We start from the raw sequence: 24,172 nt of genomic DNA on the forward strand, positions 1-24,172 counted from the left end.
TCCTTGATGTGTCGTTGTCGTTCAATGTCCGGCGGCATGTGCCTGGACCGCATTGCGCAGGAAGCGCAGCACGCCGGGCCAGGACTGCGCATCGGCACGCGCGTTATCGCGCGGGTTGCCGCCGCTCGTGCTGACCTTGCCCGATACCGGGTGCGCATAGACATGCTGCGTGGTCGGCACGTAGGGGAACAGGATGGTGTGTCCCGCGTTCTCGTAGTTCAGCCATTGCACGTCGTGGGGGTGCTTCACCTCGGCGAGCCTGTCGCGCACGATGCGGGAGTAGGTGTCGGACGGCCAGGAGCCGTCATCCGTTCCCGACAGCAGCATCACCGGCCCCGCGATGTCTTCCACGTGGATGCGTGCGCGCGCCAGGGCCTCGGGGTCTCCGAGCGCGGTGCGCATGGCGCGGTCATGGCGGTGCGGCGACGGTCCTTCGTCGAACGGCTTCCAGCTGGCCGTGCGATTGCCTTCCCACAGGTGGGTGAGCGGCTTGCCGTCCAGCAGCCAGGTCGGGCCTTCGCGGCCGATCTTCGGGTCGCTGGCGTTCTGGCCACTGTGCACGAAGGCGCTTGGCACGTAGGCCACCACGGCGTTCACCTCCCGGGGGAAGGTGGCGCCCAGCAGCAGCACCAGTTCGCCGCCGCGCGACTGCCCGCTCACGGCGACGAAGTCGTTGGCCGGCCGCACGTTCCTGCGGATCCATTGCAGGCCCTTCTGGAAATACTCGAGGGGCGTGTTGGAGATGTAGTCGGACAGACCGGGCGCCTTGAAGTACGCCAGTGCAAATGCGGCGAAGCCGTGCGAGGCATACAGTGCCGCGCGCGGCTCGTTGATGCCACCACCGGAGCCGTTCAGGATCATCACCGCCGGATGCGGGCCGGCGCCTGCGGGCAGGTACAGCGTGCCGACGAGCCCGTCCTCGCGCACCTCGCGCCGCGTCACACCCCGGGCGGCCAGGTGCTGCGTGAGCGTTGCTCCGGCATTGGCCGCACCGGCACGCGCGGTGACGTCCGTGACCAGGGCATCGGTCACCGGGCTGTTGAAGTTCTCACGGCTCGCCGAGCCGACGGGCGACTGCGACCAGATCAGGCCCATGCCGTCCACGCCGGCGTAGCTGCCGCCATCCTGCGGGGCATCTCGCTCGAGATCGATAACACCGTTTCCGTCGGCGAGAAAGCGGGCCTGGCTCTGCCAGGCCACGCCGCTGCGCAGCGTTCGCGTATCGATCACGACGGTCTCGCCGGGCCGCGCGCCCGTCACCGTGATGCGCCGCGGCTCGTCGATCAGCCCTTCGGCGGGCGTCACGGTGACCTGCAGCGTGCCCATTACTTGGCCACCTTGGTGACCATCATGGCGGCGGTGCGGTCGCTGGTCATCGGCGTGACCTTCAGGCCCTTCTTGGTGGCCCAGATGTTCTTGTAGTGGTACAGCGGGATGATGCCCGCGTCATCGGACACCAGCCTGGCCGACTGGCGCAGGATGGCTTCGCGCTTGGCAGGGTCGAACTCCGATGTGGAGTCGGCCAGTGCCTTGTCCACGGCCGCATTGCTGTAGTGGCCCCAGTTCGAGGCGCCCAGGCCCTTCTTGGCGTCGACGGTGGCCAGGATGTTCACCAGCGCATAGCTGGCCTCGCCCGTGCCGTTGCCCCAGGCGAGCATGCTCACGGCATACTCGTTCTTGTTGGCGCGGCCCGAGTACACGGCCCATGGCACGACCTCCACCTGGGTCTTCACGCCGATGCGGGTCCAGAACTGTGCGACGGCCTGTGCGGTCTCCGGGCCTTGCGGATAGCGGTCGTTCGGCACGTGCATGGTCAGCTTGAAGCCTTCGGGGAAGCCGGCGTCGGCCAGCAGCTTCTTGGCCTTGGCGGCGTCGAACGGAATGTTCTTGATCTCGGGGTTGTAGCCGAAGGTGTCCTTGGGCATCCACTGGTTGGCCTCGGTGGCCGCGTCCTGCAGGATGCGCTTGGTGATGGCGTCGCGGTTGATCGCCAGGTTCAGCGCCTGGCGCACGCGCTGGTCAAGCAGCGGGTTCTTCGCGAGCGGCTTGCCGGCGTTGTCGGTGATGTACTGGTTGGGGGCGGGGTTGAAGCTCGGCTGCAGCAGCATGACGCGCAGGCCGTCGTACGGGTACACGCTCACGTTGGCGGCGCTCTTGAGCTTGGCCAGATCCGACACCGAGACCTTGTCGATCACGTCCACGTCACCGGCCAGCAGCGCGGCGGTGCGGCCGGCTGCGTTGTTGATGTAGCGGTAGGTGACCTTCTCCCAGATCTGCTTCTGTCCCCAGTAGGCGTCGTTGCGCTCCATGATCACGCGGTCGCCCGGCGTGTACGACACGAACTTGTACGGGCCGGTGCCAACCATCGCCTTGCCGGAGTTGTAGTCTTCGGTGCTGGACTTCTCGCCCACATGCTTGCTGACCACGTGCACCGACGCCAGGTTCAGCGGCAGGTCGGGGTTGGGCGTGTTGGTCTTGACAATCAGCGTGTGCGGATCCTTGGCGGTCATCGATTCGATGGTGCGCAGGTAGCCGCCATACGTCGCCACGCTGCCCGGCACGGCCTTGGCGCGGGTGTAGGAATAGATCAGGTCATCGGCGGTGAACGGCTGGCCGTCCTGCCACTTCACGTCCTTGCGCAGCTTGAACTCCCAGGTCTTGGGATCGATGTTCTTCCAGCTCTCGGCGAGGCCGGGCTGGAGCTTGTTCCACTTGTTCTCGACGAGCAGGTCCCAGAAATGCAGCGCCACCGAGCGGTCGCCCGCGTGGTTGTTCAACTGGGGGTCGAGCGAGGACAGCGGATCGGCGAAGCCGATGCTCAGGTTGTCGGCGTGCGCGGCCATGCCGGCCGACAGCAGCGCGGCCGTGAGGGTGGAGAGAATGATTTTCTTGTTCATGACGGGCTCCTTGTATTGAGGAAGGACTTGAATGACTGAATGAATGAAGGAAGGATGGTTCTGTTCTACGCGGAGGCGCCATCGTTGAGATGGCAGGCACTCAGGTGGTGGATGGCGATGCCCTTGAGTTGCGGCGCCTCCACCGTGCAGCGCGGCATGGCGTGCGGACATCGCGGGTGGAAATGGCAGCCTGACGGTGGATGGAGCGGGCTCGGGATCTCGCCCTGGATGGCGGTGTAGGTCTTGTGGCGCGCGCTCATGTTGGGCACCTCGGCCAGCAACGCCTGCGTGTAGGGGTGGTTGGGGTGCGAGAACAGTTCATCCACCGGCGCGGACTCGATCACGCGGCCCAGGTACATCACCACCACGCGGTCGGAGAGATGCTCCACCACGCCGAGGTCGTGGCTGATGAACAGGTAGGTGAGGTTGAGCTGCTCGCGCAGGTCCATGAACAGGTTCAGGATCTGCGCCTGGATGGACACGTCGAGCGCCGCGACCGCCTCGTCGCACACCAGCATCGAGGGCTGCACGGCCAGTGCGCGCGCAATGCCGATGCGCTGGCGCTGGCCGCCGCTGAACTGGTGCGGATAGCGGCTGCGAAGCGCGGGATCCAGGCCCGCGCGCTCAAGCTGTGCGCACACGTAGTCGTCAAATCCCGCGCGGTCCACGAGTCCATGGATGCGCGCCGCCTCGCCCACGATCTCGTCGACGCGCAGGCGCGGATTCAGGCTCGCATAGGGGTTCTGGAAAATCATCTGCACCGACAGGCGCGCGGCATGTTTTTCCTCGGGCGTCATGCCGGCGAAGTGGCGACCGTTGATCAGCACCTCGCCGTCCGATGGCGCGAGCAGGCCCGAGCCGATGCGCCCGAGCGTCGACTTGCCGCAGCCAGATTCGCCCACGAGGCCGACGACCTCGCCGGGCTTCACGACGAGGTCGACCTTGTCGACAGCACGCGTGATCGGCGCCGGTTTTTCCAGCCCGATGCCCTGCAGCGCGCGGCCGAGCAGGCCCGGCTTCTGTTCGCCAAAGCGCTTGCTCACGCCCCGGAGGTCGACTACCGGAGGCGGGGCGGATGTGCCCGGTGTGGCGGGCAAATTGTGGGTATCGTGCCCGAGGCTCATGCCTGTGCTCCTTCGAGGGTGGGGTAGAAGCAGCGAACCTCGCGGCCTGGCAGGGGGGCGGTCAGCTCGGGCTGCGCCGCGCATGCGCTGCCGGCGCGTGTGCAGCGGGCGGCGAACGCGCAGCCGGGCGGCAGGTGCAGCAGGCTGGGCGTCATGCCGGGAATCTGCCGGAGCCGCTGGCCACGTCTGTTGTTGCCCGGCAGGCTGCCGATGAGGCCCGCTGTGTAGGGGTGCAGCGGATGGTCGAGCACGTCGTCCACCTTGCCATGCTCGACGATGCGCCCCGCATACATCACGGCGACCTCGTCGGCGAGGCCGGCCACCACCGAAAGGTCGTGGGTGATCCAGATGAGCGACGTGCCATGCTGCTGCGCGAGCTTCTGGACCTCGGACAGGATCTGCGCCTGGATCGTCACATCGAGCGCCGTGGTGGGCTCGTCGGCAATGATCAGGTCGGGCCGGTGCAGCATGGCGATCGCGATCGCCACGCGCTGGCGCATGCCTCCCGAGAGCTGGTGCGGATAGGCCAGCAGGCGTTCCTCGGGACTGGGGATGCCCATCATCCCGAGCGTCTCGCGTGCGCGCTCGCGGGCCTCGGCCTTGCTGACCTTTGCGTGGGCCAGGACGGCCTCGATCATCTGGGTGTCCACGCGCAGCACCGGGTTCAGCGTCATCATCGGATCCTGGAAGATCATCGCGATGCGATTGCCCTGCAGGCCGCGCAGCTCGCGCGGCGACATGCGGGTGAGGTCGCGGCCCTGGAACAGGATCTCGCCGCCGGTCACGCGGCCCGGGGCGTCGACGAGGCCCATGATCGAGAAGCCGGTCACCGACTTGCCCGAGCCCGACTCGCCGACGAGGCCCAGGATGCGGCCGCGTCCGATGCGAAACGATACGTCGTTCACCGCCGGCAGGACCCCGGCGCGGGTGTCGAACTCGGTGCGCAGGTGGCGCACTTCGAGGGTCGGCACCGAAGTGTGGGAAGTGGCGTTCATGTCAGTGATTCGTGGCATCGGGCGTCAGCTGCGTTGTGAGGCAACTGGCGAGGCTTTTTGAGGTGGCTGCCGTGGGTTGGTTGTTCCCGGCCGGGACTGCCCCCGGCGGGGCCGTAACTTTGGAGGGTCGTCTCATCCCACGTTCCTCGGGTTGAGCACGTCGCGCAGGCGATCGCCCACGAGATTGATCGCGACGATGGTGATGAGCAGTGCAATGCCGGGGTAGAAGCTGATCCAGTACTCGCCCGAGAGCATGTACTGGTAGCCGTTGGAGATCAGCAGCCCGAGCGAGGGTTCGGTCACGGGGACGCCCAGGCCCAGGAAGCTCAGCGTGGCCTCGAGCGTGATGGCGCGGGCGATCTGCAGCGTGCCGATGACGATCAGTGGCGGCAGGCAGTTCGGCAGGATGTGCTTGACCATGATGCGCCAGTTCGGGATGTCCTGGCATTGCGCCGCCTCGACATATTCCTTGCGGCGCTCGACCAGGGCCTGGCCGCGTGCGGTGCGGGCGTAGTAGGCCCACTCGAGGATCACGAGCGTGAGCACGACGTTGCCCACGCCCTTGCCCAGCCATGCGAGGATCATCATCGCGACGAGGATCGACGGGAACGAGAGGATCAGGTCGACGATGCGCATGATGACGGCATCGGTGCGGCCGCCCGCATAGGCCGCGAGCAGCCCGAGCAGCGTGCCGATGACGCCCGCGATCAGCGCGGAGCCGACGCCGACGATGAGACTGATGCGCAGGCCGTAGAGAATGGCCGAGTACAGGTCGCGGCCCTGGCCGTCGGTGCCGAGCACGTAGCGGAAGGTATCGAGTCCGTTCATGGCGCCCGGATGCAGGCGGGCATCCATGACGTCCAGCTGCATCAGGTCGTAGGGGTTCTGCGGCGTGATCCACGGCGCGAACAGCGCGGCCAGGATCAGCAGCGCGGCCACGACGAGACCGAACACCGCGAGCCTCGACGCGAAGAAGTCGCGCGCATGCTCGCGCCAGGGCGACTCCTGCCTGGAGGGCCGGGCGGGCGTGGCGGGCGGTGTGGGCGGGGTGGTGGACTGGCTCATGCCGCAGCTTCCAGACGTACGCGTGGATCAAGCACCTTGTAGAGGATGTCCACGATGAGATTGAGCGTGACGAACAGGCACACCACGACGACGAGGTAGGACACGATCACGGGCCGGTCGAGCGCGTTGATGCTGTCCAGGATCAGCTTGCCCGCGCCGGGCCACGAGAAGATGCTCTCGGTGACGACGGCGAACGCGATGGTCGATCCCAGCTCGAGGCCGAGCACGGTGACCAGCGGGATCATGGTGTTGCGCAGCACGTGCACGACGATCACGCGCAGTGGCGACAGGCCCTTGGCGCGCGCGAACTTCACGAAGTCGAGCGGAAGCACCTCGCGCACGCCGGCACGCGTGAGGCGGATCACGAGCGATATCTTGAACAGGGACAGGTTGATCGCGGGAAGCAGCATGTGCTTGAGGCCGCTTACCGTGGTTTTCGAACCATAGAAAGGGACCGGTTTTTCCGGTCCTTTTTTTATTCCAAGCTGCTGTGACCCGGTTTCGTTACCCGGTAGATAGCACGTTTGACGCTCGAAGTATGGACACCGAAATGATGGGCTAGGGCGTCCATCGTGTAATAACCAGTTCCATACAAACGCACAAGGTGAGCCTCCTTGACAGGCGTCAAAGATCGCTTGCGACCAAACTTCACACCACGGGCCTTCGCTGCTGCGATACCCGCTGCACTTCGCTCTAGGATCATTTCCCGTTCAAACTCGGCAAATGCGCTCAGCATATGCACAAACATTCGACCGTGCGGCGTATCGGTTTCGATAGATTGCGTCAATGATCGAAACCCAATTCCCCGTCGTTGCAGATCTTCAAAAACCCGCACGAAATGCGAAACACTGCGCGCTAGACGGTCCAATTTATAGACCACCAATACGTCACCTTTTTTTAGGCGCTTCAGCAGCTTGGCAAGTTCCGGTCGTTCCTTTATTGCAGACCGACGTTCTTCAACAATATGCTCTATTCCCGCTCTCCTGAATGCTTCTACCTGAGCATCTGTGTTTTGTTCAGAGGTAGACACGCGTGCATAACCAATCTCCATTTATCCTCCCATATATGGAGAGCTGACTATCGCTTGAAATCGCGCTGAACACGCAATGCCAATTGGTTCAATTGACGCAGCCCGGGCGGCTTGTTGTCCATGCTGTAGCTGATCCTCTCATCACGCTTGGGCACTGGCGATACATGATCCTTCAGCTTGCCACCGGCGAGCGTGAATGCCGGGCTTCCATCGGTTATTGCCTCGCAGTGGTCCACCTCGACCGCCACCGGCCGGCCGCGTCCGGTGTAGCACCGGCATTCATCTGCCATGCGCAAGCATCCATTCGGCACCTGGGCCGCCACTGGAAGCGATACCAGGATGATGAGCAGCAGCGCAACGGCGCTAGCGCGCAAACAGCCGACGTTTATCAAGCACGAATGAGCGCCACGCATTGCCAGATACCGTGCCTCGCGGATGTACGCATCGAATTGCAAGAGCCGCGACGTCTCCGCTTCGCTGACATGGGGCGATGCCCCATACCCCACAGCGCCCCTCATGCAGACAGCCTCATGCGCTGATAGCGTGCCACCAGTTGAAGCGATTGATCTGGTGGCAGCGCTCGAGCCAGCTTAACGACTCGCGCCAACTGAAGGTCAGGCACCAGCGGTGCTAACGGCTTGACATGTTGCGGCTTGGCCTTGAACAAGATAGCGAGCAGCTTTCTCCACCATGGGACCTCATCGCCCGCCAGGAAGCGCCCTTCAACATGCCATGGCGAAAGCACTGAATGTGTGCCGTATGGGTAGTCCAAGCGGAACACCTGCCGCGTGTCGTAGCAAGGCTCAATGTCCTGGCCCTTGAACCAAAGTCGATCGCTCACCAAGTCTTGCGGATTCGTGCCAATCCGGAAAACCGCTTGATGAAAACGCGGCAGATAGCCGAATCGATCGCCAAGCAGCATCCCGATCAACGTGCCGACGAAAGGAATGCGCACCTTGTCATAGCGCACATGTCGCACGGTCTGTTCAATAAACGAGTCCCGTAGCTGCTTATCGACCTGGGAGACGTCCTGCATGATGTAGTAGCAGTCCCAGCCATGCTTACGAGCATGCGCCAGGAAATCAAGGGTTCCGGCCCGCCCCTTATCGTTGAACGTGCGCGCGTTGAACCACGTACCCAACTCATCAAGCACCATGGCCCCGTTTTTATCTTCATCGTAGGAATCCGGGTTGCCATGCCCCGCCGCCAGTAAATCGAACTCAGTCGGCTTATCTGGCACGCGCACATAGGTAACCTTCGATCGCGGACCAAACATGGCTTTCAGATCGATATCCAAGTTTGTGGCCACAGCCCTTTTTCGCTTGAAATAGGTCTCGCGCATGCGCAAGACAGCGTGCTTGCTTTTGCCAGTCCCTTTCTTTCCGACGAACGCGTAATCGGTCATATCAGCGGCTGTAGTTGTGAATGCCAGTCTTCCTGATCTTGTAGACCTGACACCCAATCCACACGGAGGCCATGCACGTCAAGATCGCACCGGCATTGCCAGGAATGAACATACCCACGCCCATCAGGAAATAGGACCAAAGCGCCCCATTACCACCGCCACCACCACCGCCCTGAACCATGCCAAGCAACGTATTCAAACAGACAGAAACTGTCGTGACGAAGGTCGTTAGGATGGTGATCCACACAAGGAAGGACGCCAAGCTCAGCGCAGCTTTGAATCCCAGCCAGCGTGAAAAGAAGCCCGTGAGAAAGGTCGCAATCGACCCTATGAAAGTCGCAAGAATCGGCATTTAAACGGCCTCCCTGATCCAGCCCAAACAAAGCCATATAGCCGTCAGCGCCCACACATAAGCCATGATCGCGCGACCAGTATCGACAACCTCACATTGCTTTTCATAGGCCACACCACCAGGGAGAGGTATGGGCGTGCAAGACGCCAACGGAGGCGCTGAAAAGAGCACATTCATGGAATCGAAAATTCCACCACCAGATTCCTTCATCTGATCGCGATTAGCCTCAATATCGGCCTTCCACTTATCCAGACCTTTGCCACCATCACCCTTGTACTCCTTGGGCGTACCTGTCTCATCGATCTTGCAAGGCGGTTGCCCCGGCGCACCGCACGCAGCTTGCTCTTTACCCTCACCCGGCTTGTTCGTCGTGCCGTCTGGCTTGGTTCCCCCACCAGCCGCGCCCCCAGGGCCACCAGCACTACCGCCTGTGCCAGTACTAGGCGTGCGCCCTGCACCGTCAGTACCAGACCCCTCCCCCTCACTCGGCTTATTGCCCGCGGGAGGGTTGCCCTTATCTGAGCCGTTGTTGTTCGGCTTGTTTGGATCGGTAGATGGCACCGGCTTTTGCGCGTTACCAAAGCACCCCTTGACACCATTGACCTCACCGACATAACCCGGGCACGGTGGGTCTTTCGAGTCATCAGGCGTGAGCAAATCAGGCGCTACCTCACTGTCAGAAGTGCTGCAGCTTTCCCCGCTGTAATGACCTCTGAAATCAGTACTGACCCGGTACATGCCATTGTTACCGGGCGTTTGCGATACCCACCCTTTGCAGTCCGCACACGGCTCATTGGCGTCAATGTCTTGCTTACAACCACTGGTGCCACCCGGCGTGCTAGGACTGCAAACACTGAACTGACCGCCCGAAGGAAGCTGGTTAGTTACAACCCAGGACTCGGAAGGGTCACCAACGCTGGGCGTACGCTTCCATCCCGATGTGATATTCACAATGTCGAACGTACCGGCCTTGCCGCCACACTCCGCAGACTGGTTGGATTTACACTGCCCGCCCTGCTCTGAATAGCCAGACTTGCACACACACTCGCCGCCAACGCTTTCCGAATTTTCAGGGCAGACTTGGGCGGTGCTGCATGGGACATTCATCAAATTGATATCCCGGCCATCCTTGTTCTGAGCCATGATTTGACAGAAGCCTGAAGCCGAAATGCCGTAGAAGCGGTAAGCAACACTCTCCCCGGACGGTGGCTCATTTGCTGCGGCGTCTGCGCATGCAGACTCTTTCGACATACCAGTACCGTAACGGCACACATAGCCTTGGCCTGGAGGCACCGAGGCTATGGCTGAATGACCAAGGACCACCAGCATGACGGCCAGCAGCCAACGCCAATAAACAATTCGCATAACGACTCCTCAAACTGCCTTACACATGCCCCGAAAGGAGGCATGGCGTAAAGCCGCTTAGGCAGCGGACTTGCCGCGCTTGATCCACTTGATGCCAATCATGATGCCGGTCGCAACGACAGCCAGAGCAAAAAGCGGAGTGGCGTAGCTGCTGGCCTCGCCCTTGAGCGCCTCGAGAGAAGCGGCAGCACTCGGAATCGTTTCCTGCGCCATGACGCCAGCAGACAGAGCCAGAGCACCAACGGCGGCAGCAGCCTTAGAACCGTACTTGACCATCACATTACGAGTTGTGTTCATAGAACCTCCGAAAAGTTGAAAAAAAGGTGCAACTGCACCGGCAAGCGTTGCGCCCCTGCGGGGCACGCTACGCATACCCCGCAGGGGCGCAACGCTTGACGCTAAAGTCGCTTCACTACGCGGCGCGAAAGGCCATCCGCACCATTCGCACCTTGAAGCCAATGACGTAACCAACGGCCCATGCCGCCATGAAATAGACAAGACTCGCGGCCATCAGCATCCCGCCTTCAAACAGCCTTCAGGCTGGGCAGGCAGTACCGACAGCACCGCAGGTGCCGGGATCGGCACGGACCAGGGGTTTTTCCAACCCACATAGATCCTGAACACCCCATAACACACAGCTAGAAAAATCACCCACACGGCCATTCGTTGAGCCATAAGACACCCCCACTGAGACACCGACCGCAAGGCCAGCTAGAAAAGAACAAAAAACGATGGTTGCCAGCAGGGCCAAAGCACCCGCATAGCGTCGAAAAAAGGTCATCCAGCAGCGCCCCCACCGGCCAGATAGCCCAGGCCAAACATGACGGCGACAAGGCCGCTCGTCAGGATTTCAGAGAAGTACTGCAACTGGTCGGGCGTCATTGCGCATCCTTGATTTCAGGGAGCCAGGAAAACGGACCGCATGGTTCGATCCTTCGCGGGCCTCGCCGCACGCGGATAAAGCTATGAAAACCGCCGCCCGTTGGTGCGAAGTCAGAGAGCAAAAGCTCTCCTGTCTCAGCATTGACGTAACCGCCTCCCGGCGCAGGTCTAAAGCGGTCTTGCACCGAAGCATTAGCCTGCACATACGAAGGCCAAAGTACCCAACGGCGGCAAGCACGGCCAGTTTCAGACAGGCCTCCACAGCCATGAATTCGAGCGCCATGCGGAAATCCTCCAATCGTTTTTTGGCCCACCTTGCTGACGTACTTCATCAGGTACGCGACCGGGCAATAGGCCTTGTCCCTTCGGGTCATGCCATGCGGCCACATAGGAGGCTCCCAGAGCTTCAAACCGGCCCGGTCTTTACGTGACCATGGGCGATCCCCTTTCGGCGGCGTAAGGCCCCCTTCCAGCCACACAACGATGTGGTAATGAATGACGCCTCGGTCCTGCAATTCAGCAACCCATGCATAGCGCACTGTCTTGCTGCCGGTCTTGGCGTAGTGCCACTTGCGCAGTGCGTCGAGGTATCGGCTGATGTGCTCAGGCTTCCACGCGCGGTTATCGCCGCGGTAGGTCAGCGTCTGCATCCACATCTGCTGCTTTAAGCTGCCCGCGTTGTGCAGGGCCTTGGAAGCCACGCCCAGCGATTTGCGCAGGCGCGTGATGCGGCTTTGGATTGGATCGATGGTGATGACGTTATCGGTCCATGCCAAAGCCACCTGATCTTTGCCGGTGTAGGTCTCACCGCCAACGATCAGAGACGATCCACTTGCAGTCCTGCAAGTTGTTGATACTGAGACAAGCCCGGCAGCGCTGCGCGCTGCCTGCTCAGCTGCACGCGCCTGCTGACGTGCGAACAGCAATGCACCCATGCTCTGCATGCGTGCCTCGTTCTTGGCCTGAAGCGCGCTCATGCCAACTCCAACGGACGGCACTGATGTGCCAGGTCAACCAGCCATTGCGCAAAGGCCGCAGGAGTGCGTTCACGCTCCGCACGACCCATACGTTCGACCGTGCAGGTCGCAGCGACCTCACCAGGTTCGATAGCTGGCACCGGGCCGACGATGTAGAGACACGTCTTTTTCTGGGCACGATGACCGAACCAGCTCTGCATTACCGGCACCAAAACGCCGCCATGCTGATCGCGAACACCGAACGTGCCGCAGCCTGATACGCCCCACAACTTGGAACTGAATGGATGTTCCAGAACACCGCCAAAGCGGCGCACCATAGCCATAGACCACAGCGCCAGCTCGCGCTCACCGTCCCGCGGCTTTGCAAAGTGCGAGAGCTGGCCCCACGCTCTACACGGTGGATGGAAGATGCCAGGTACACCACCCGGCCAGGTCAAGGCATCGCGATCAATGTCGTAGCAGTCACAGCCGAGCGCCGCATAGTGGTTGTCCGCACGGACGAAAAGAGCAGCGACCATCAGAGGCCCTCCCCGCTCACAGGCATGCCGCCTCGCGTGTACGTGAAATCGACGGTGGTCTCTTCGCCTTCCATGCGGAAATGCGCAGACACACCGTCGATCAATGAGAGCTCTTGTTGACGCTGCTCCATGAACAGCGCCAGGAGCGCGTCATGGGCAGCAGCGAGCCGCGCATCGTGCATGGCTTGAGCCATGGTCAGCCCTTGACGTCAGCAGCTGCGGGGGCGGACTTGATCGCGCGCAAACGCGGCGACATGGCAATGTCACCGTTGCGGCTCACATAGACCGATTCAGGCGCGAGGGTGTACTCGCCGATTGGGTAGTAGAGCGCCGCACCTTCGGAGTTGGTGGGCAGGATGATTTCGACCTTCGTGGGGTACGGCTCAGGGTTGCCGTTCTTGTCCACGAGGTGGAAATAGACGTTCTGGAAATTGAGGCTGTAGGGCTTGCCAGATTGCTTGGAGGTGCCGCTTTGGTTGCGGACGTCGGTCGACTTTACCGATACCTTAATCATGATTTCTCCTAGACTGTGCGACGTTGCACACGTTGACCCTGCACGCAAGGCCAACGTTTGAAACGTCAGGCCAATGCAGAGGGAGAAGAAATGGATTTAAGCCAGTACTCCAAAGTGATGGAGCAGATAGAGCAAATGTGGATGCGCGCGCTGATCGTCGATCTGTGCATTAGCGTGATCGCGTTCATCGTGGTTTGTTGGGTTGCGTACTCGATCACGCGCGCCGCCGTTCGTGATGGCATACGCGATGCGCTTCCGCGCTTTCCAGTCGCAAACAACAAAGGAGCGCCACCAGATGGATTCAGGTGGGAGCTTGTAAAAGACGACGCACCCAAAGCACAGATGCCAGATATGCGCGCTGAAAAGTAACTGATTTTCATAAGAAATTCTTAGCCTAAGAATCTCTTTGTTTATTCGCCAGCGAAAAATGCTAAAACCCACTTATCCTAAGAGGTACTCAGATGCAAAAAACCATGGAACTTTGGGCAAAAGCGCAAGAAATTAAGAGCCCTGCGCAATGGGCGCGCGAGTTCAACGTAACCCCGGAGGCGTTTTACGTAGCAAAACGACAAGGACGGCTAAGCCCAATCCTGGCGGGAAACGTTGCTATTGAATTAGGAGAGAACCCAGAGCATTGGATGGCGATTGCCGCTCTGGAAGCAGAAAAAGAAAGCCCGCTCGTAGCAAGACTACAGCGGGCTGTCAACTCATGGCGGAGGCTGTGAGGAACGACCATTGCGCACCGAGCACCTGCACCGTCTCGCCGCGGCCGCTGGCCGGCAGCCAGCCCAGGGAGACGCTGAAGGCCATGATAAGCATGAGGCCCACCCAGAACGTGGGCAGCGAGAAGCCCACGATGCTGCCGGCCATGATGGACTTGGCGAACCAGCTGTCAGGGTAGAGGCCCGCGTAGAGCCCGAGCGGCACGCCGAGCAGCGTCGCCAGGATCAGCGCCGCGATGGCCAGCTCCAGCGTGGCGGGCAGGCGCTGCAGGATCAGCTCGATCGCGGGCACGTTGTAGACGAAGCTCGTGCCGAGGTTGCCGTGCAGCGCGCCGTTCACGAACGCCAGGTACTGGCGCCACAGGGGCTGGTCCAGTCCGAGTTCGGCGATGATGCGCGCGCGTTCGATCTGGTCCACGTCCTGGCCGATCAGGATGTCCACCGGGTTGCCGATGGCATGCAGGCCGACGAAGACGATCACCGTCATCAGCAGCACCACGAGGACCGCCTGGGCGAGGCGTCGCAGCAGCCAGCCGGTCATGATGATGCATCCTGCGGCAGTCCGTCCTGGGACGGCGGCTCGGCGGGCGTCCATTCGTCGCCGAACACCTCGGGCTCCTCGAAGGTCTGCAGGTTGTCGTAGTGCCACTGCACGTCTTCTGCGTACAGCGTGCCCGCAAGGCCCTGGGCCATGCGCTGCGCTCCCACGCTCACGGCGGGAATGTCGCCCGAGATCGTGCCCTGCGTGAGCGCTGCGGGGTAGGAGAACACATGCACGCGCGAGAGGCCCGGGCATTCACCGGGCGTCTTCTCCTGCAGCTCGAACACCGGGCCGAGGTCCGGGGAGTCGGCGAGTTCCTGGTCGTCCTCGCCCTCTGGATGGGTGAAGCGGTCCTTCCATGCACGCACGTGGGGTGCGAGCCTGGCGAACTCGGGGCGCTGGCTCCAGTCGATGCGAAAGCCTGTGGAGAAGATCAGGAAGTCGAAGCGGAACACGCCCTTGTTGGTGAGCGCGCGGATCTCGCCGTCCACCCATTGCAGGTCCTCGATCCGGGTCCCCAGGTTGAAGCGCGCGTTGTCATGGCGCGATACGCGCAGCGTGCTGCCGCGCGGCGGAGGCACCTGTTGCACGTTGATGTAGTGGCGGATCTTCCATTTCCAGGCGTCGGGCAGCGTCAGGTGGCCATGCGTGAGGCCGGGGCTGCCCGCGCCCTTGCCCTTGTTGACGCGCGGGATGTCGTCGCGGCGGATCAGCAGGTCGACGCTGGCCGCGCCGCGCTCGAGGGCCGTGGCAGCGCTGTCCATGGCGGATGCGCCCGCACCCACCACGCCCACGCGCCGGCCCTTGAGCATGGCGTAGTCCATCTCGTCGGACGAGTGCGCCCACACCTCGCGCGGCAGCTTGTCGGCCACGGGCGGTACCCAGGCGCCGCCCAGGCCGTCGCGGCCGGTGGCGAGCACCACATGGCGCGCGAGTACCGTGCGCGGTCCGGCAGGCGTCTGCATGTCGAGCTGCACCACGCCGTCAGCGCCGCGCGGCTGCACGGACAGCAGCCGGTGTTCGTTGTGGATCTCGAGATCGAGCGCCTTGCGGTACCAGCGCAGGTAGTCCATCCATTGCAGGCGCGGAATCTTGTCGAGCGCTTCCCACGCCTCGGTGCCGAACTGCGATTCGAACCAGGCGCGGAAGGTGAGTGCGGGCTGTCCGAGCGCGGGGCCGGTGAGCGTCTTGGGCGAGCGCAGCGTCTCCATGCGCGCGGTGGTCGCCCAGGGGCCTTCGAAGCCGGTGGGCGAGCGATCGAAGATGGGTGCCTGGACGCCCAGGAACTTGAGCGCGGCGGACGTGGCCATGCCGCCCATGCCACCGCCGATGATGGCGACGGGAAGCACGGGCTGGCCGTCCACTTCGGAGTCGGGCAGCCAGTTCCTGGCGGGCAGGTCGAGCCAGTCGAGGTCCTGGCGCAGGCGCGCCTCGAGTTGTTCGAGGCCTTGCGGCGGTGCCGCAACGGTGGGGGTCATTGAAAAATCTCTTCTTCTTGTTCGGTGGGGAAATGAGGGGATGCGGCACGCTGCGGTACGGCGTGCTGCATGAGCAGTTCTGTGTGCCTGGCGGCGTCGTGGCGCACGAAGCCGGGCACCAGGGCCTGCGCAGCATCCGCAAGCGCGTTGACCAGGCCTTCCATGGCGGGCGTCATGGGCAGGGTCTGCGGGGAGACGACGCCAAACAGGAAGGGGATGGAGGTGTCGATCGCGCGCACGGCGACTCCGGCGAGCGGCAGCCCCAGCGCGGTCACGGGTTCGAGCACGGAAACGCCCAGTCCGGCGCGTACGGCGGCCATGGCGTTGACGGATGAATTGGTCTTGATGAACTGGCGCGTGCGCTCTTCGTGGGTCGCCGCGGCAAAGGCTTCGGAGAGCCGGCCCATCAGGCGGTACGGATTGGCCAGCGTGATCATGCGGCGCTGCGCAAGTTCGGCGAGCGGCACCACGTCAAGCTGCGCGAGCGGGTCGTCTTCGGGCAGCACCGCCACGCAGGGCGCCTCGGCGATCCAGTGCACCTGCAGCCCTCGGTGCTCCAGCGGCAGGCTGGTCACGCCCAACTGCGCCGTGCCGGCCAGCACGCCATGGGCCACGCGCTCGGGCGAGGCGCTGCGCAGGTGGATCTGGGCTGCGGCGGCCTTGTCGCCGCGCTGGTCCAGCAGGGCGAGCGCGGCGGGGATCAGGCCCGCGGCCAGCGCCGACGTGGCCAGCACGTGCAGCGGGCGTGACACGCCATGCTCGATCTCACGGGCACGATGGCGGATCTGCTGCAGGCTCTGCAGCGCATGTTCCACATCCTCGAACAACAGGAAGGCCTGCTCGGTGGGCGACACGCGCGGGCCGTTGCGGCTGAACAGCGGATAGCCGATCGCGCTCTCCAGCTCCTGCACCAGGCGCGTCACGGCCGGCTGCGAACGGCCCAGCACCCGGCCGGCAGCGGTGACGCTGCCTGTGGACATGACGGCCGCAAAGGCTTCCAGTTGACGAAGTTCCATCGTGTTTTGACTATGCTCAATGCAAATTCTGAATCACTAAGAATGTGATTCACAAATAATAAAAATGCATAAGTAAAAACCCGAAAAATCGGGTGAGCGATGGCAAAAGGCGTGCGATTCGAAGTTGACGGACGTTGGTGAAAGAAGCGGATGGTTACCGACGGTTTGGCGTTTTTTCTCGGATCAATCCTCTCCGTGGCGCGAGGCGGGAAGCGTCCCTCGCGCATTGCCCACAGATCCCGAAGGGTTCCCCGGCGCGAGGTGGCGCCTCTGTCCGCAAAGGCACCGCGCAGCTCAGCGGGTAACATCAAATGCATGAAATCGAGCTCTGCCCGCGACATTCTTCTGGCCCATGCCATCGAAACCGCCGCGCCCAACGACGCGTTGCCCGATGCCGCCCGCTGCGCGGCCATCACGCATGACACGCTGCATGCCATCGGCAACCCGAATACGTCGGGAGGGGCCGCCAGCCGCGAGCAGTTCCAGAAATTCCTCGAGCAGCGGGCGCAACGCATCATCGCGGCGGCATCGCTGCCCGATGACGTCCGCCAGGTGTGGAAACATGCCCCGGGCGTGGCGCGCTGGGTGCCGCTGGCGGTGTTGGCCGGTGCGCTGGCCATCGGCTTCGGCATGCACCGCTTCACCGATCCGCACCGCGTCGACCTGCTCACGCCGTCGCTGCTGGGCATTGTCGTGTGGAACCTGCTCGTCTACGCCGGCATGCTCGTGAGCGCGGTGCGGGCGCTGCTGCGCAGGGGGCATGCCGCGCCCGTGGTCCTGCAGCCGGCCAATGCATCGCCGGCCGCGATGGAGCCCACCGGTGGCTGGCGTGACAGGCTGCGTGCGCGCATGTCCATGGCTGGTGGTCGTGGCGGCGGGAGCCTGCGCAGGATGGCCCTGGGTTTCGAGCGCAACTGGTGGCAGCTCAGCGCCAGGGCGCGCCATGCCCAATGGCTGCTGTGGCTGCATCTGGGTGCGGCGATGATGGCCGTCGGGGCGCTGGCGTCGCTGTGGATGACGGGGCTGACCAACGAGTACCAGGTGGGCTGGGAGAGCACGTTCCTCTCGCCCTCCAGCGTGGAGCGTCTGCTGAACTTCATCTTCGCGCCGGTGCAATGGCTGTTCGCCGCTTCGCCGTGGACCCTGGCGGAGATCGAGTCGCTGCGCGGCTGGGTGAGCAACAACGCCGTGCCTGCGCCTGCCGAGCGCATGATCCACCCCTCCAAGGGTGAGCAATGGGTCATTGCCTACACGGCGCTGCTCGGCGTGCTGGTGGTGGCCCCGCGGCTGCTGCTGGCGCTGTACCAGGGCGTGCGCGCATGGTGGCTGCATCGCCATGTCCGCCTGCCGCTTGCACAGCCCTATTTCCAGAACCTGCAGCGCGACTTTGGCGGCCTGGCGGTCACCTTGCATGTGCTGCCCTACAGCTTCGACATCACCACGGAGCGCAGGTCCGCGATCGAGGCCTGGATCGCCACGCAGTACGGCGCGGGCGCCCATCTGGTGATCGAGCCGGCGCTCGCCTATGGCGCAAAGCTGCCGTCCGCCGCGGCGATTGCGGGCAAGGGAGACGACGCGGCGGCCGTCCTGCTGATCAACATGGCCGCCACGCCGGAGGCAGAGATTCACGGCGAACTGCTGCAGACCGCCCGCGAGCGCTGGGGCCGCGGTGCTGCGGTCTGGCTGTGGACGCAGGACTTCACCGAGCGCAACTCCGGTGCGCCCAGGCGGGTGCAGGAGCGGCGGGAGCTGTGGTCGGAGTTTCTGCGCGGCGCAGGCCTCGGCGCCGTGTGGGTGCCATAGAGCGCCCGCTCCGTGACATCACGGTCCCGGGGCGATCTGTGGCAACGCGTTAGAGTGGTAGCTTCGATACCCATCCCCTGTTTCAATTCCACGCATGGTCGAACCCGCCCCAGACACTGCACCTGCCCCTGAGCCTGACATCGCACGATCTGCGGTAAGCCATGCCGTTGCCGACGCCGGCGACCCATCCCGCCAGATCGAGTGGTGCCTGCTCTCCCACACCAACATCGGCAAGACCTCGCTCACGCGCACGCTGCTGGCCGACGACGTGGGCGAGATCCAGGATGCGGCGCATGTCACCAGCCAGTCGCAGCGCTACCTGCTCCAGGGCGACGCGCACGGCGATCAATTGTGGCTCTGGGATACACCCGGCTTCGGCGATTCGGTGCGGCTGTACGAGCGCCTGAAGCAGCAGGGCAATCCGCTCGGCTGGTTTCTCTCGAATGTGTGGGACCGCTGGCGCGACAAGCCGTTCTACATGAGCCAGCGCGCACTGGTGGCGGCGCGCGACCATGCGGATGTGATGCTGTATCTGGTGAATGCGGCGGAAGATCCGGCGGATGCGGGGTACTGGGAATCCGAGATGCGCATCCTGCAATGGATGAACAAGCCGGTGATCATTCTGCTCAACCAGATCGGCAGCGACACGACGCAGGAGCAGACCGCCGCCGACCTGCAGCGCTGGCGCGAGGCCGTGCAGCCGTTCAGCGGCACGGTGCATGATGTGCTGGTGCTCGATGCCTTCACCCGCAGCTGGTGGCACGAACGCACGATGCTGCAGAGCATCGCGCCCCTGTTGCCGCCCGGGAAGCTGCCCGCCTACGAACGCCTGCTGGCGGAGCGCGAGCGGCGACAGCAGGCACGGGAGGAGGCCAGCCTGCGCGCCCTGGCCGAACAGCTGGTGGCCTGCGCCCGTGCGCAGGAAGCGCCCCAGCAGGAAAAGTCGGGACTCTGGGGCCGTGCGGTCCACACGATCTCGCAGAAGCTCCGGCCCGCGCAGGAGGATGTGTCGCCCGAAATGCGCGAGGCCATGAAGCGCCTGTTCTCCACGCTGCAGCAGGCCGATGTGCGCTCGACACAGCAACTGTTGCAGCTGCACCAGCTCGATGGCGACGCCGCCAGCCGGATACAGCAGCAGCTCAAGAGCGACCTGAGCATCTCGAGGCCCAACGACCCGCAGGCCGCAGGCCTGTGGGGGGCGCTCACCGCGGGCGCGGCAACCGGACTGGGCGCGGATCTGGTGGCCGGCGGCATGACGCTGGGGGCCGGTGCGCTGGTCGGCGCCCTGGTGGGCGCCGTCACTTTCGCGGGCGCAGCCTGGGGCGCGAACAAGATGCTCGACCAGGAGTCGCAGCGCTTGCGGCTGTCGGACGACTATCTGAACGCACTGGCGTCGCAGGCCTTGCTCAAGTACGTGGTGATCTCGCATTTCGGCCGGGGGCGCGGGCGCTACAGCGCGCCCTCGGCGCCTGTGCCGTGGAACGAGGCGGTGCAGGCCGCCATGGAGCGTCATCGGGCCGAGTGGCTTGCGTTGTGGGGTGCGATTCGTGCCGCCCCGGCGGAGGCGGGGGAGGTACCTGGCGGCGCCACCGATGACCCGCAGGCCGGAGCCCAGGTGGAGGAGGCGGCGCGGCTGCTGGGGCGTTGCCTGGGCGATGTGCTGGCGCGGCTCTATCCGGCGCATGTCGGTTCCCCCCGCTGAGAGCCGGCGCTGCATGCTGCATCGTTGTGCGATGAACCCGGCCCCCGGCCGATGCCTTTGCATGGGATGCGGATATGAAAACCACGCTCGATGAATTGCAGGCTTTCGTGGCGGTGGTCGACACGGGCTCGATCACGGCCGCCTCCGAGCTGCTGGGGCTGACGATTTCGGCCACCAGCCGCACGCTCGGCCGGCTGGAGGAAAAGCTGCAGACCACGCTGCTGCGCCGCACGACGCGGCGGCTGGAGCTCACCGAGGAGGGCGCGGACTTCCTCAAGCATGCGCGCGCCATTCTTGCCTCGGTGGATGCGGCCGAGGAGCAGATGGCCGCGCGCCGCCTGCGCCCCGTCGGCCGCCTGCGCGTGGATGCGGCCACGCCGTTCATGCTGCACGTGCTGGTGCCGCTGATAGCGGGATTTCGCGCGGAGTTCCCGGATGTCCAGCTCGAACTCAACTCCAACGAAGGCATCATCGACCTGATCGAGAAGCGCACGGACGTGGCCTTTCGCATCGGCGCGCTCAAGGATTCGACGCTGCATGCGCGCCCCGTGGGCACCAGCCGCATCCGCGTGCTGGCGAGCCCGGCCTATCTCGAGCGCCATGGCACGCCCGCCACGCCGACCGACCTCGCGGCGCATGTGCTCCTGGGTTTCACCCAGCCGGAATCGCTGAACGACTGGCCCGTGCGGGACAAGGTGGGGGACGCACTGCGCATCACACCGTCGATGGCATCGTCGAGCGGGGAGACGCTGCGCCACATGGCGCTCGCGGATCTCGGCATCGTCTGCCTCTCGGATTTCATGACCCAGGGCGACCGGCAGAGCGGCCGCCTCGTGCAGCTCTTTCCCCGCCATACGCTCGATGTGCGCCAGCCCATCAGCGCGGTCTACTACCGCAACACGGCGCTGGCTTCGCGCATCACGTGCTTCGTGGACTATGTGGTGCGGGCGCTGGGGAAGGCGCCATTTGGCTGAGCTGGGGCTGAACCGCCGGTCAACGCGTGGGCCGGAGCATTTCCTCGATCACCGCCGGCAGATCGTTGAAGCCGTCGGGCGTCTGGAATTTCTCGCCATTCACGTAGAACGCGGGCGTGCCGCTGACGCCGCTCCTGCGGCCGCTCTCGATGTCGGCACGGATGTGCGGCTCGAAGGCATCGGTCTGCAGGGCCTTGTCCAGCTCCGCAGTCGAGAGGCCCAGGGACTGCACCAGTTGCGCATACAGCGGTGCCCCCAGCGAGGCCTGGTTTTCGTACAGCGCGTCGTGCGCTTCCCAGAACTTGCCGTGCTGCGCGGCAAATTCCGCCACGACCGCGGCGTTCTGCGCCTGGGGATGCATGGACAGCGGAAAATTCCGGAACACGAAGCACACGTCCCTGCCGAAGCGCTCCTGCACCCTTTTCACCACCGCATAGGCTTTGGCGCAGTACGGGCACTGGTAGTCGCCATATTCGACCAGGACAATGGGCGCGGCCAGATCGCCCTGTATGTGATCGCTGTTGCCGGGTGCGGGATGGAGGTCGGGCATGGGATGGGCTCCTGTGGGTGATGCGTGCGTCATGGCGGGCACGCTCTCGCCGCACGATAGGCGTCCATCATGGCCTGCCGATGTCAGCAAAGGCCTTGAGATCAAACTGTTTCAGGCGGCTCTGCATCGACCCACTGGCCCGGCTCGACTCCCTCGATGGAATAGGGACCGATCGCGGCACGAATCAGCCGCAGAGTGGGATGGCCGATGGCCGCCGTCATGCGCCGCACCTGGCGGTTGCGGCCTTCGCGGATGACGAGCTCGATCCAGCAATCGGGAATGTTCTGCCGCACGCGGATCGGCGGGTCGCGCTGCCACAGCCATCCGGGTGCGTCGATGCGGCGCGCCCGCGCAGGCAGGGTCGGCCCGTCGTTGAGCGTCACGCCGTCGCGCAGGCGCTGCAGCGCGGCGTCATCGGGAATGCCCTCCACCTGGATGAGGTAGGTCTTCTCCATCTTGAATTTCGGGCTGGAGATATGTGCCTGCAGCAGCCCGTCGTTGGTGAGCAGCAGCAGGCCCTCGCTGTCGGCATCGAGGCGGCCGGCCACGTATACGCCGGGCACGTCGATGAAGTCCTTCAGCCCGCGCCAGCGGCCTTCCGGCGTGAACTGGCTGAGCACGCCATAGGGCTTGTTGAAGCAGAGCAGCCGCGTCGGCCCGCTGCGTTCGGCGCGCTCCCGGGGCTGGTCGGCGTTGTCGCGCCGGCGGGAGGGAGTGCGGTGCAGCGTGGGCTTGCGGGGGGAGAAGGTCATGGTGGATCAGTGGGTCGGTGCGCAGCCGAGCCCCGCATTATGAGGGCCGTTGAGCATCATCAGCTGGTGCCTGGCGACGGCGCTGCCTTGCTCGGCGGCCCTGCGCGCCCACATCGCAGCCTCGCAGGCGTCGCCTGCCACCGCGCCGCCGTGCAGCGCCGGTCCCGCGAGCAGGGTGCTGGCGAGGAGTTCCTGCGCGCGCAGGTCCCCCGCGTTGCCTGCCTCGCGCAGCAGCGCGAGCATGGCCGGGTAGTCGCGCTCGGTGCGGGCTTCCAGGGCCATCTGGTAGACCTGCTCGGGCGTGTGCAGCGGCGCGGCGGTACCGGTGGAGGCGTTGGCGTCACCGAGGAGCGAGACGCCACGCGTGAGTGCCAGCACGATGCACAGCACCACGAGAACGAGGTGCGGCCCCGTGGGGTGCGCTGCGGCTTCGGCCATTGCGCGGGCGGTGGTGGAATGCATGTGTGCCATGGCGGCCTCCTTGGGTGTCCGGCGGGGTGAATCTGATGGTGATGGATTGAACCGGAGCGCGGCGCTTGGCACAATGCGGTTGTTTCCCATCATCCTTCGGATCAGCCGAAGGCACAGCACCATGCGCCTCGATCTGGCCGATCTGCGACTCTTTCTCAGCGTGGTGGATGCAGGCAGCATCACCCAGGGCGCGGCACGCGCCCATCTGGCATTGGCGTCGGCGAGCGAGCGCCTGCGCAGCATCGAGGAGGACGCCGGCGTGGCGTTGCTCGAGCGCAAGCCGCGCGGCGTGGTCACCACCGAGGCCGGCGAAGCGCTGGCCCACCACGCGCGCCTGATCCTGCAGCAGCAGAGCCTGATGCGTGACGAACTGCGCGACTATGCGAGCGGCGCGCGCGGCACGCTCGCGTTCTATGCCAGCACCGTCGCCCTCACCGAATACCTGCCGCGCAAGCTGGCGCCATGGCTTGCAGAGCGCCCGCGTCTGCGCGTGGAGCTCAAGGAGCGCACGAGCTCGGAGATCGCGAGCGGAATCGCGGCGGGACTGATCGAGGCCGGCATCGTCTCCGACGTGGTCCGGCGCAGCGGGCACGACATCCAGATCCAGCCCGTGGTGAAGGACCATCTCGTGCTGATCGCCCCGATGTCGCACCGCCTGGTCCGGCGCGGCACGCAGACGCTGGACTTCCATTCGGTGCTGAGCGAAGAGTTCGTGGGCCTCGCCAGCGGCAACGCGCTGCAGGACCATATCGCCCAGCACGCCGGTGCGGCGGGGCGCGAGCTGTCGCTGCGCATCCGCATGAAGACATTCGAGGGGCTGTGCGAGATGGTGTCGCACGGCATTGGGATCGGCATCGTGCCGATCGGCGTGGCGCGGCGCTACCGGCGGCGCAATCCGTTCCAGATCATCGCGCTGACGGACGATTGGGCCCAGCGCCACCTGTGCCTGTGCTTTCGCGACTGGGCGGGCCTGTCGGCTCCGATGCAAAGCCTGCTGGCCCACTTGGGGGCGCAGGGCGGATAGAGTCCCCGCGAGGCC

General features: G+C 64.3%; 26 protein-coding genes and 2 pseudogenes. 6 read left to right on the top strand and 22 right to left on the bottom strand.

The features are described 5' to 3' along the window. Positions 1-21: 21 nt before the first annotated feature. The 16 genes and pseudogenes from H9K76_RS00055 to H9K76_RS00130 form a co-directional block, all read right to left on the bottom strand. On the bottom strand, positions 22-1,326 hold the full coding sequence (locus H9K76_RS00055) for an acyl-CoA thioester hydrolase/BAAT C-terminal domain-containing protein (RefSeq protein WP_187597607.1): 1,305 nt from the start codon (positions 1,324-1,326) through the stop codon (positions 22-24). Then, the gene (locus H9K76_RS00060; RefSeq protein WP_187597608.1) at positions 1,326-2,897 is read right to left on the bottom strand and encodes an ABC transporter substrate-binding protein; all 1,572 of its coding nucleotides are present in this window, start codon (positions 2,895-2,897) and stop codon (positions 1,326-1,328) included. The genes H9K76_RS00055 and H9K76_RS00060 overlap by 1 nt, the downstream gene beginning before the upstream one ends. 65 nt (positions 2,898-2,962) lie before the next feature. After that, entirely contained in the window at positions 2,963-4,021 is a 1,059-nt protein-coding gene (locus H9K76_RS00065; protein WP_187597609.1) for an ABC transporter ATP-binding protein, read from the bottom strand. Continuing rightward, positions 4,018-5,016 (bottom strand): ABC transporter ATP-binding protein, encoded by a 999-nt coding sequence (locus H9K76_RS00070; protein ID WP_187597610.1) that lies wholly within the window; start codon positions 5,014-5,016, stop codon positions 4,018-4,020. Before H9K76_RS00070 ends, H9K76_RS00065 begins: the two co-directional genes overlap by 4 nt. 132 nt (positions 5,017-5,148) lie before the next feature. Then, on the bottom strand, positions 5,149-6,081 hold the full coding sequence (locus H9K76_RS00075; RefSeq protein WP_187597611.1) for an ABC transporter permease: 933 nt from the start codon (positions 6,079-6,081) through the stop codon (positions 5,149-5,151). Further along, positions 6,078-6,512, bottom strand: a pseudogene (locus tag H9K76_RS00080) (ABC transporter permease); the annotation flags it as partial. The pseudogene H9K76_RS00080 and the gene H9K76_RS00075, both read right to left, overlap by 4 nt. Before the next feature lie 44 nt (positions 6,513-6,556). Beyond that, complete coding sequence (locus H9K76_RS00085) at positions 6,557-7,132, bottom strand: recombinase family protein (protein ID WP_187596524.1); 576 nt, start codon at positions 7,130-7,132, stop codon at positions 6,557-6,559. A gap of 26 nt (positions 7,133-7,158) precedes the next feature. After that, positions 7,159-7,566 carry a hypothetical protein gene (locus H9K76_RS00090; protein WP_187596523.1) on the bottom strand — a complete coding sequence of 136 codons (408 nt, stop codon included), beginning with the start codon at positions 7,564-7,566 and terminating at the stop codon, positions 7,159-7,161. A 59-nt stretch (positions 7,567-7,625) separates the two neighbouring features. Then, the gene (locus tag H9K76_RS00095) at positions 7,626-8,516 is read right to left on the bottom strand and encodes a zonular occludens toxin domain-containing protein (protein ID WP_187596522.1); all 891 of its coding nucleotides are present in this window, start codon (positions 8,514-8,516) and stop codon (positions 7,626-7,628) included. A gap of 1 nt (position 8,517) precedes the next feature. Then, positions 8,518-8,868 carry a hypothetical protein gene (locus tag H9K76_RS00100; protein WP_187596521.1) on the bottom strand — a complete coding sequence of 117 codons (351 nt, stop codon included), beginning with the start codon at positions 8,866-8,868 and terminating at the stop codon, positions 8,518-8,520. Beyond that, positions 8,869-10,233, bottom strand: a complete 1,365-nt coding sequence (locus H9K76_RS00105) for an EB domain-containing protein (RefSeq protein ID WP_187596520.1) — start codon at positions 10,231-10,233, stop codon at positions 8,869-8,871. A 57-nt stretch (positions 10,234-10,290) separates the two neighbouring features. After that, positions 10,291-10,530, bottom strand: a complete 240-nt coding sequence (locus tag H9K76_RS00110; RefSeq protein WP_187596519.1) for a hypothetical protein — start codon at positions 10,528-10,530, stop codon at positions 10,291-10,293. Between the two features lie 581 nt (positions 10,531-11,111). Beyond that, entirely contained in the window at positions 11,112-12,092 is a 981-nt protein-coding gene (locus H9K76_RS00115; protein ID WP_246475095.1) for a rolling circle replication-associated protein, read from the bottom strand. Then, a complete protein-coding gene (locus H9K76_RS00120) occupies positions 12,089-12,610 on the bottom strand; it encodes a hypothetical protein (RefSeq protein ID WP_187596518.1) in 522 nt (173 codons plus the stop codon). Before H9K76_RS00120 ends, H9K76_RS00115 begins: the two co-directional genes overlap by 4 nt. Next, positions 12,610-12,804, bottom strand: a complete 195-nt coding sequence (locus tag H9K76_RS00125) for a hypothetical protein (protein WP_187596517.1) — start codon at positions 12,802-12,804, stop codon at positions 12,610-12,612. The genes H9K76_RS00120 and H9K76_RS00125 overlap by 1 nt, the downstream gene beginning before the upstream one ends. A gap of 2 nt (positions 12,805-12,806) precedes the next feature. Further along, positions 12,807-13,124, bottom strand: coding sequence for a single-stranded DNA-binding protein (locus tag H9K76_RS00130; RefSeq protein ID WP_187596516.1), 318 nt, complete (start codon positions 13,122-13,124; stop codon positions 12,807-12,809). 57 nt (positions 13,125-13,181) lie between these two features. On the opposite strand from H9K76_RS00130, the gene H9K76_RS00135 reads away from it, so the two are divergent. Further along, a complete protein-coding gene (locus tag H9K76_RS00135) occupies positions 13,182-13,493 on the top strand; it encodes a hypothetical protein (RefSeq protein WP_187596515.1) in 312 nt (103 codons plus the stop codon). A gap of 92 nt (positions 13,494-13,585) precedes the next feature. Beyond that, on the top strand, positions 13,586-13,849 hold the full coding sequence (locus H9K76_RS00140; RefSeq protein WP_187596514.1) for a hypothetical protein: 264 nt from the start codon (positions 13,586-13,588) through the stop codon (positions 13,847-13,849). Here H9K76_RS00140 and H9K76_RS00145 read toward each other — a convergent pair. From H9K76_RS00145 to H9K76_RS00155, 3 genes and pseudogenes are all read right to left on the bottom strand, one after another. Next, positions 13,833-14,387 (bottom strand): annotated as a pseudogene (locus tag H9K76_RS00145) (ABC transporter permease); the annotation flags it as partial. The gene H9K76_RS00140 and the pseudogene H9K76_RS00145 overlap by 17 nt on opposite strands. Next, positions 14,384-15,865 carry a flavin-containing monooxygenase gene (locus H9K76_RS00150; protein WP_187597612.1) on the bottom strand — a complete coding sequence of 494 codons (1,482 nt, stop codon included), beginning with the start codon at positions 15,863-15,865 and terminating at the stop codon, positions 14,384-14,386. The pseudogene H9K76_RS00145 and the gene H9K76_RS00150, both read right to left, overlap by 4 nt. Continuing rightward, positions 15,862-16,881 carry a LysR family transcriptional regulator gene (locus H9K76_RS00155; protein WP_187597613.1) on the bottom strand — a complete coding sequence of 340 codons (1,020 nt, stop codon included), beginning with the start codon at positions 16,879-16,881 and terminating at the stop codon, positions 15,862-15,864. Before H9K76_RS00155 ends, H9K76_RS00150 begins: the two co-directional genes overlap by 4 nt. Positions 16,882-17,196: 315 nt before the next feature. On the opposite strand from H9K76_RS00155, the gene H9K76_RS00160 reads away from it, so the two are divergent. From H9K76_RS00160 to H9K76_RS00170, 3 genes are all read left to right on the top strand, one after another. Further along, the gene (locus tag H9K76_RS00160) at positions 17,197-18,684 is read left to right on the top strand and encodes a DUF2868 domain-containing protein (protein WP_187597614.1); all 1,488 of its coding nucleotides are present in this window, start codon (positions 17,197-17,199) and stop codon (positions 18,682-18,684) included. 94 nt (positions 18,685-18,778) lie between these two features. After that, positions 18,779-20,386, top strand: coding sequence for a DUF3482 domain-containing protein (locus H9K76_RS00165; RefSeq protein ID WP_187597615.1), 1,608 nt, complete (start codon positions 18,779-18,781; stop codon positions 20,384-20,386). Between the two features lie 74 nt (positions 20,387-20,460). Beyond that, the gene (locus tag H9K76_RS00170) at positions 20,461-21,360 is read left to right on the top strand and encodes a LysR family transcriptional regulator (RefSeq protein WP_187597616.1); all 900 of its coding nucleotides are present in this window, start codon (positions 20,461-20,463) and stop codon (positions 21,358-21,360) included. Positions 21,361-21,379: 19 nt separating this feature from the next. Here the strand turns inward: H9K76_RS00170 and H9K76_RS00175 are convergent, their stop codons facing one another. From H9K76_RS00175 to H9K76_RS00185, 3 genes are all read right to left on the bottom strand, one after another. Next, positions 21,380-21,910 carry a DsbA family protein gene (locus tag H9K76_RS00175; protein ID WP_187597617.1) on the bottom strand — a complete coding sequence of 177 codons (531 nt, stop codon included), beginning with the start codon at positions 21,908-21,910 and terminating at the stop codon, positions 21,380-21,382. 101 nt (positions 21,911-22,011) lie between these two features. Next, positions 22,012-22,662: a pseudouridine synthase gene (locus H9K76_RS00180; protein WP_187597618.1), complete on the bottom strand. Its 651-nt coding sequence runs from the start codon at positions 22,660-22,662 to the stop codon at positions 22,012-22,014. Positions 22,663-22,668: 6 nt separating this feature from the next. Beyond that, complete coding sequence (locus H9K76_RS00185) at positions 22,669-23,133, bottom strand: SEL1-like repeat protein (protein WP_246475218.1); 465 nt, start codon at positions 23,131-23,133, stop codon at positions 22,669-22,671. A gap of 121 nt (positions 23,134-23,254) precedes the next feature. Here H9K76_RS00185 and H9K76_RS00190 point away from each other — a divergent pair, with 121 nt between their 5' ends. Further along, positions 23,255-24,157: a LysR substrate-binding domain-containing protein gene (locus H9K76_RS00190; protein ID WP_187597619.1), complete on the top strand. Its 903-nt coding sequence runs from the start codon at positions 23,255-23,257 to the stop codon at positions 24,155-24,157. Positions 24,158-24,172 lie beyond the last annotated feature (15 nt).

The sequence above is a fragment of the Diaphorobacter ruginosibacter genome (genome assembly GCF_014395975.1).
In the GTDB taxonomy this organism is placed as follows: domain Bacteria; phylum Pseudomonadota; class Gammaproteobacteria; order Burkholderiales; family Burkholderiaceae_C; genus Diaphorobacter_A; species Diaphorobacter_A ruginosibacter.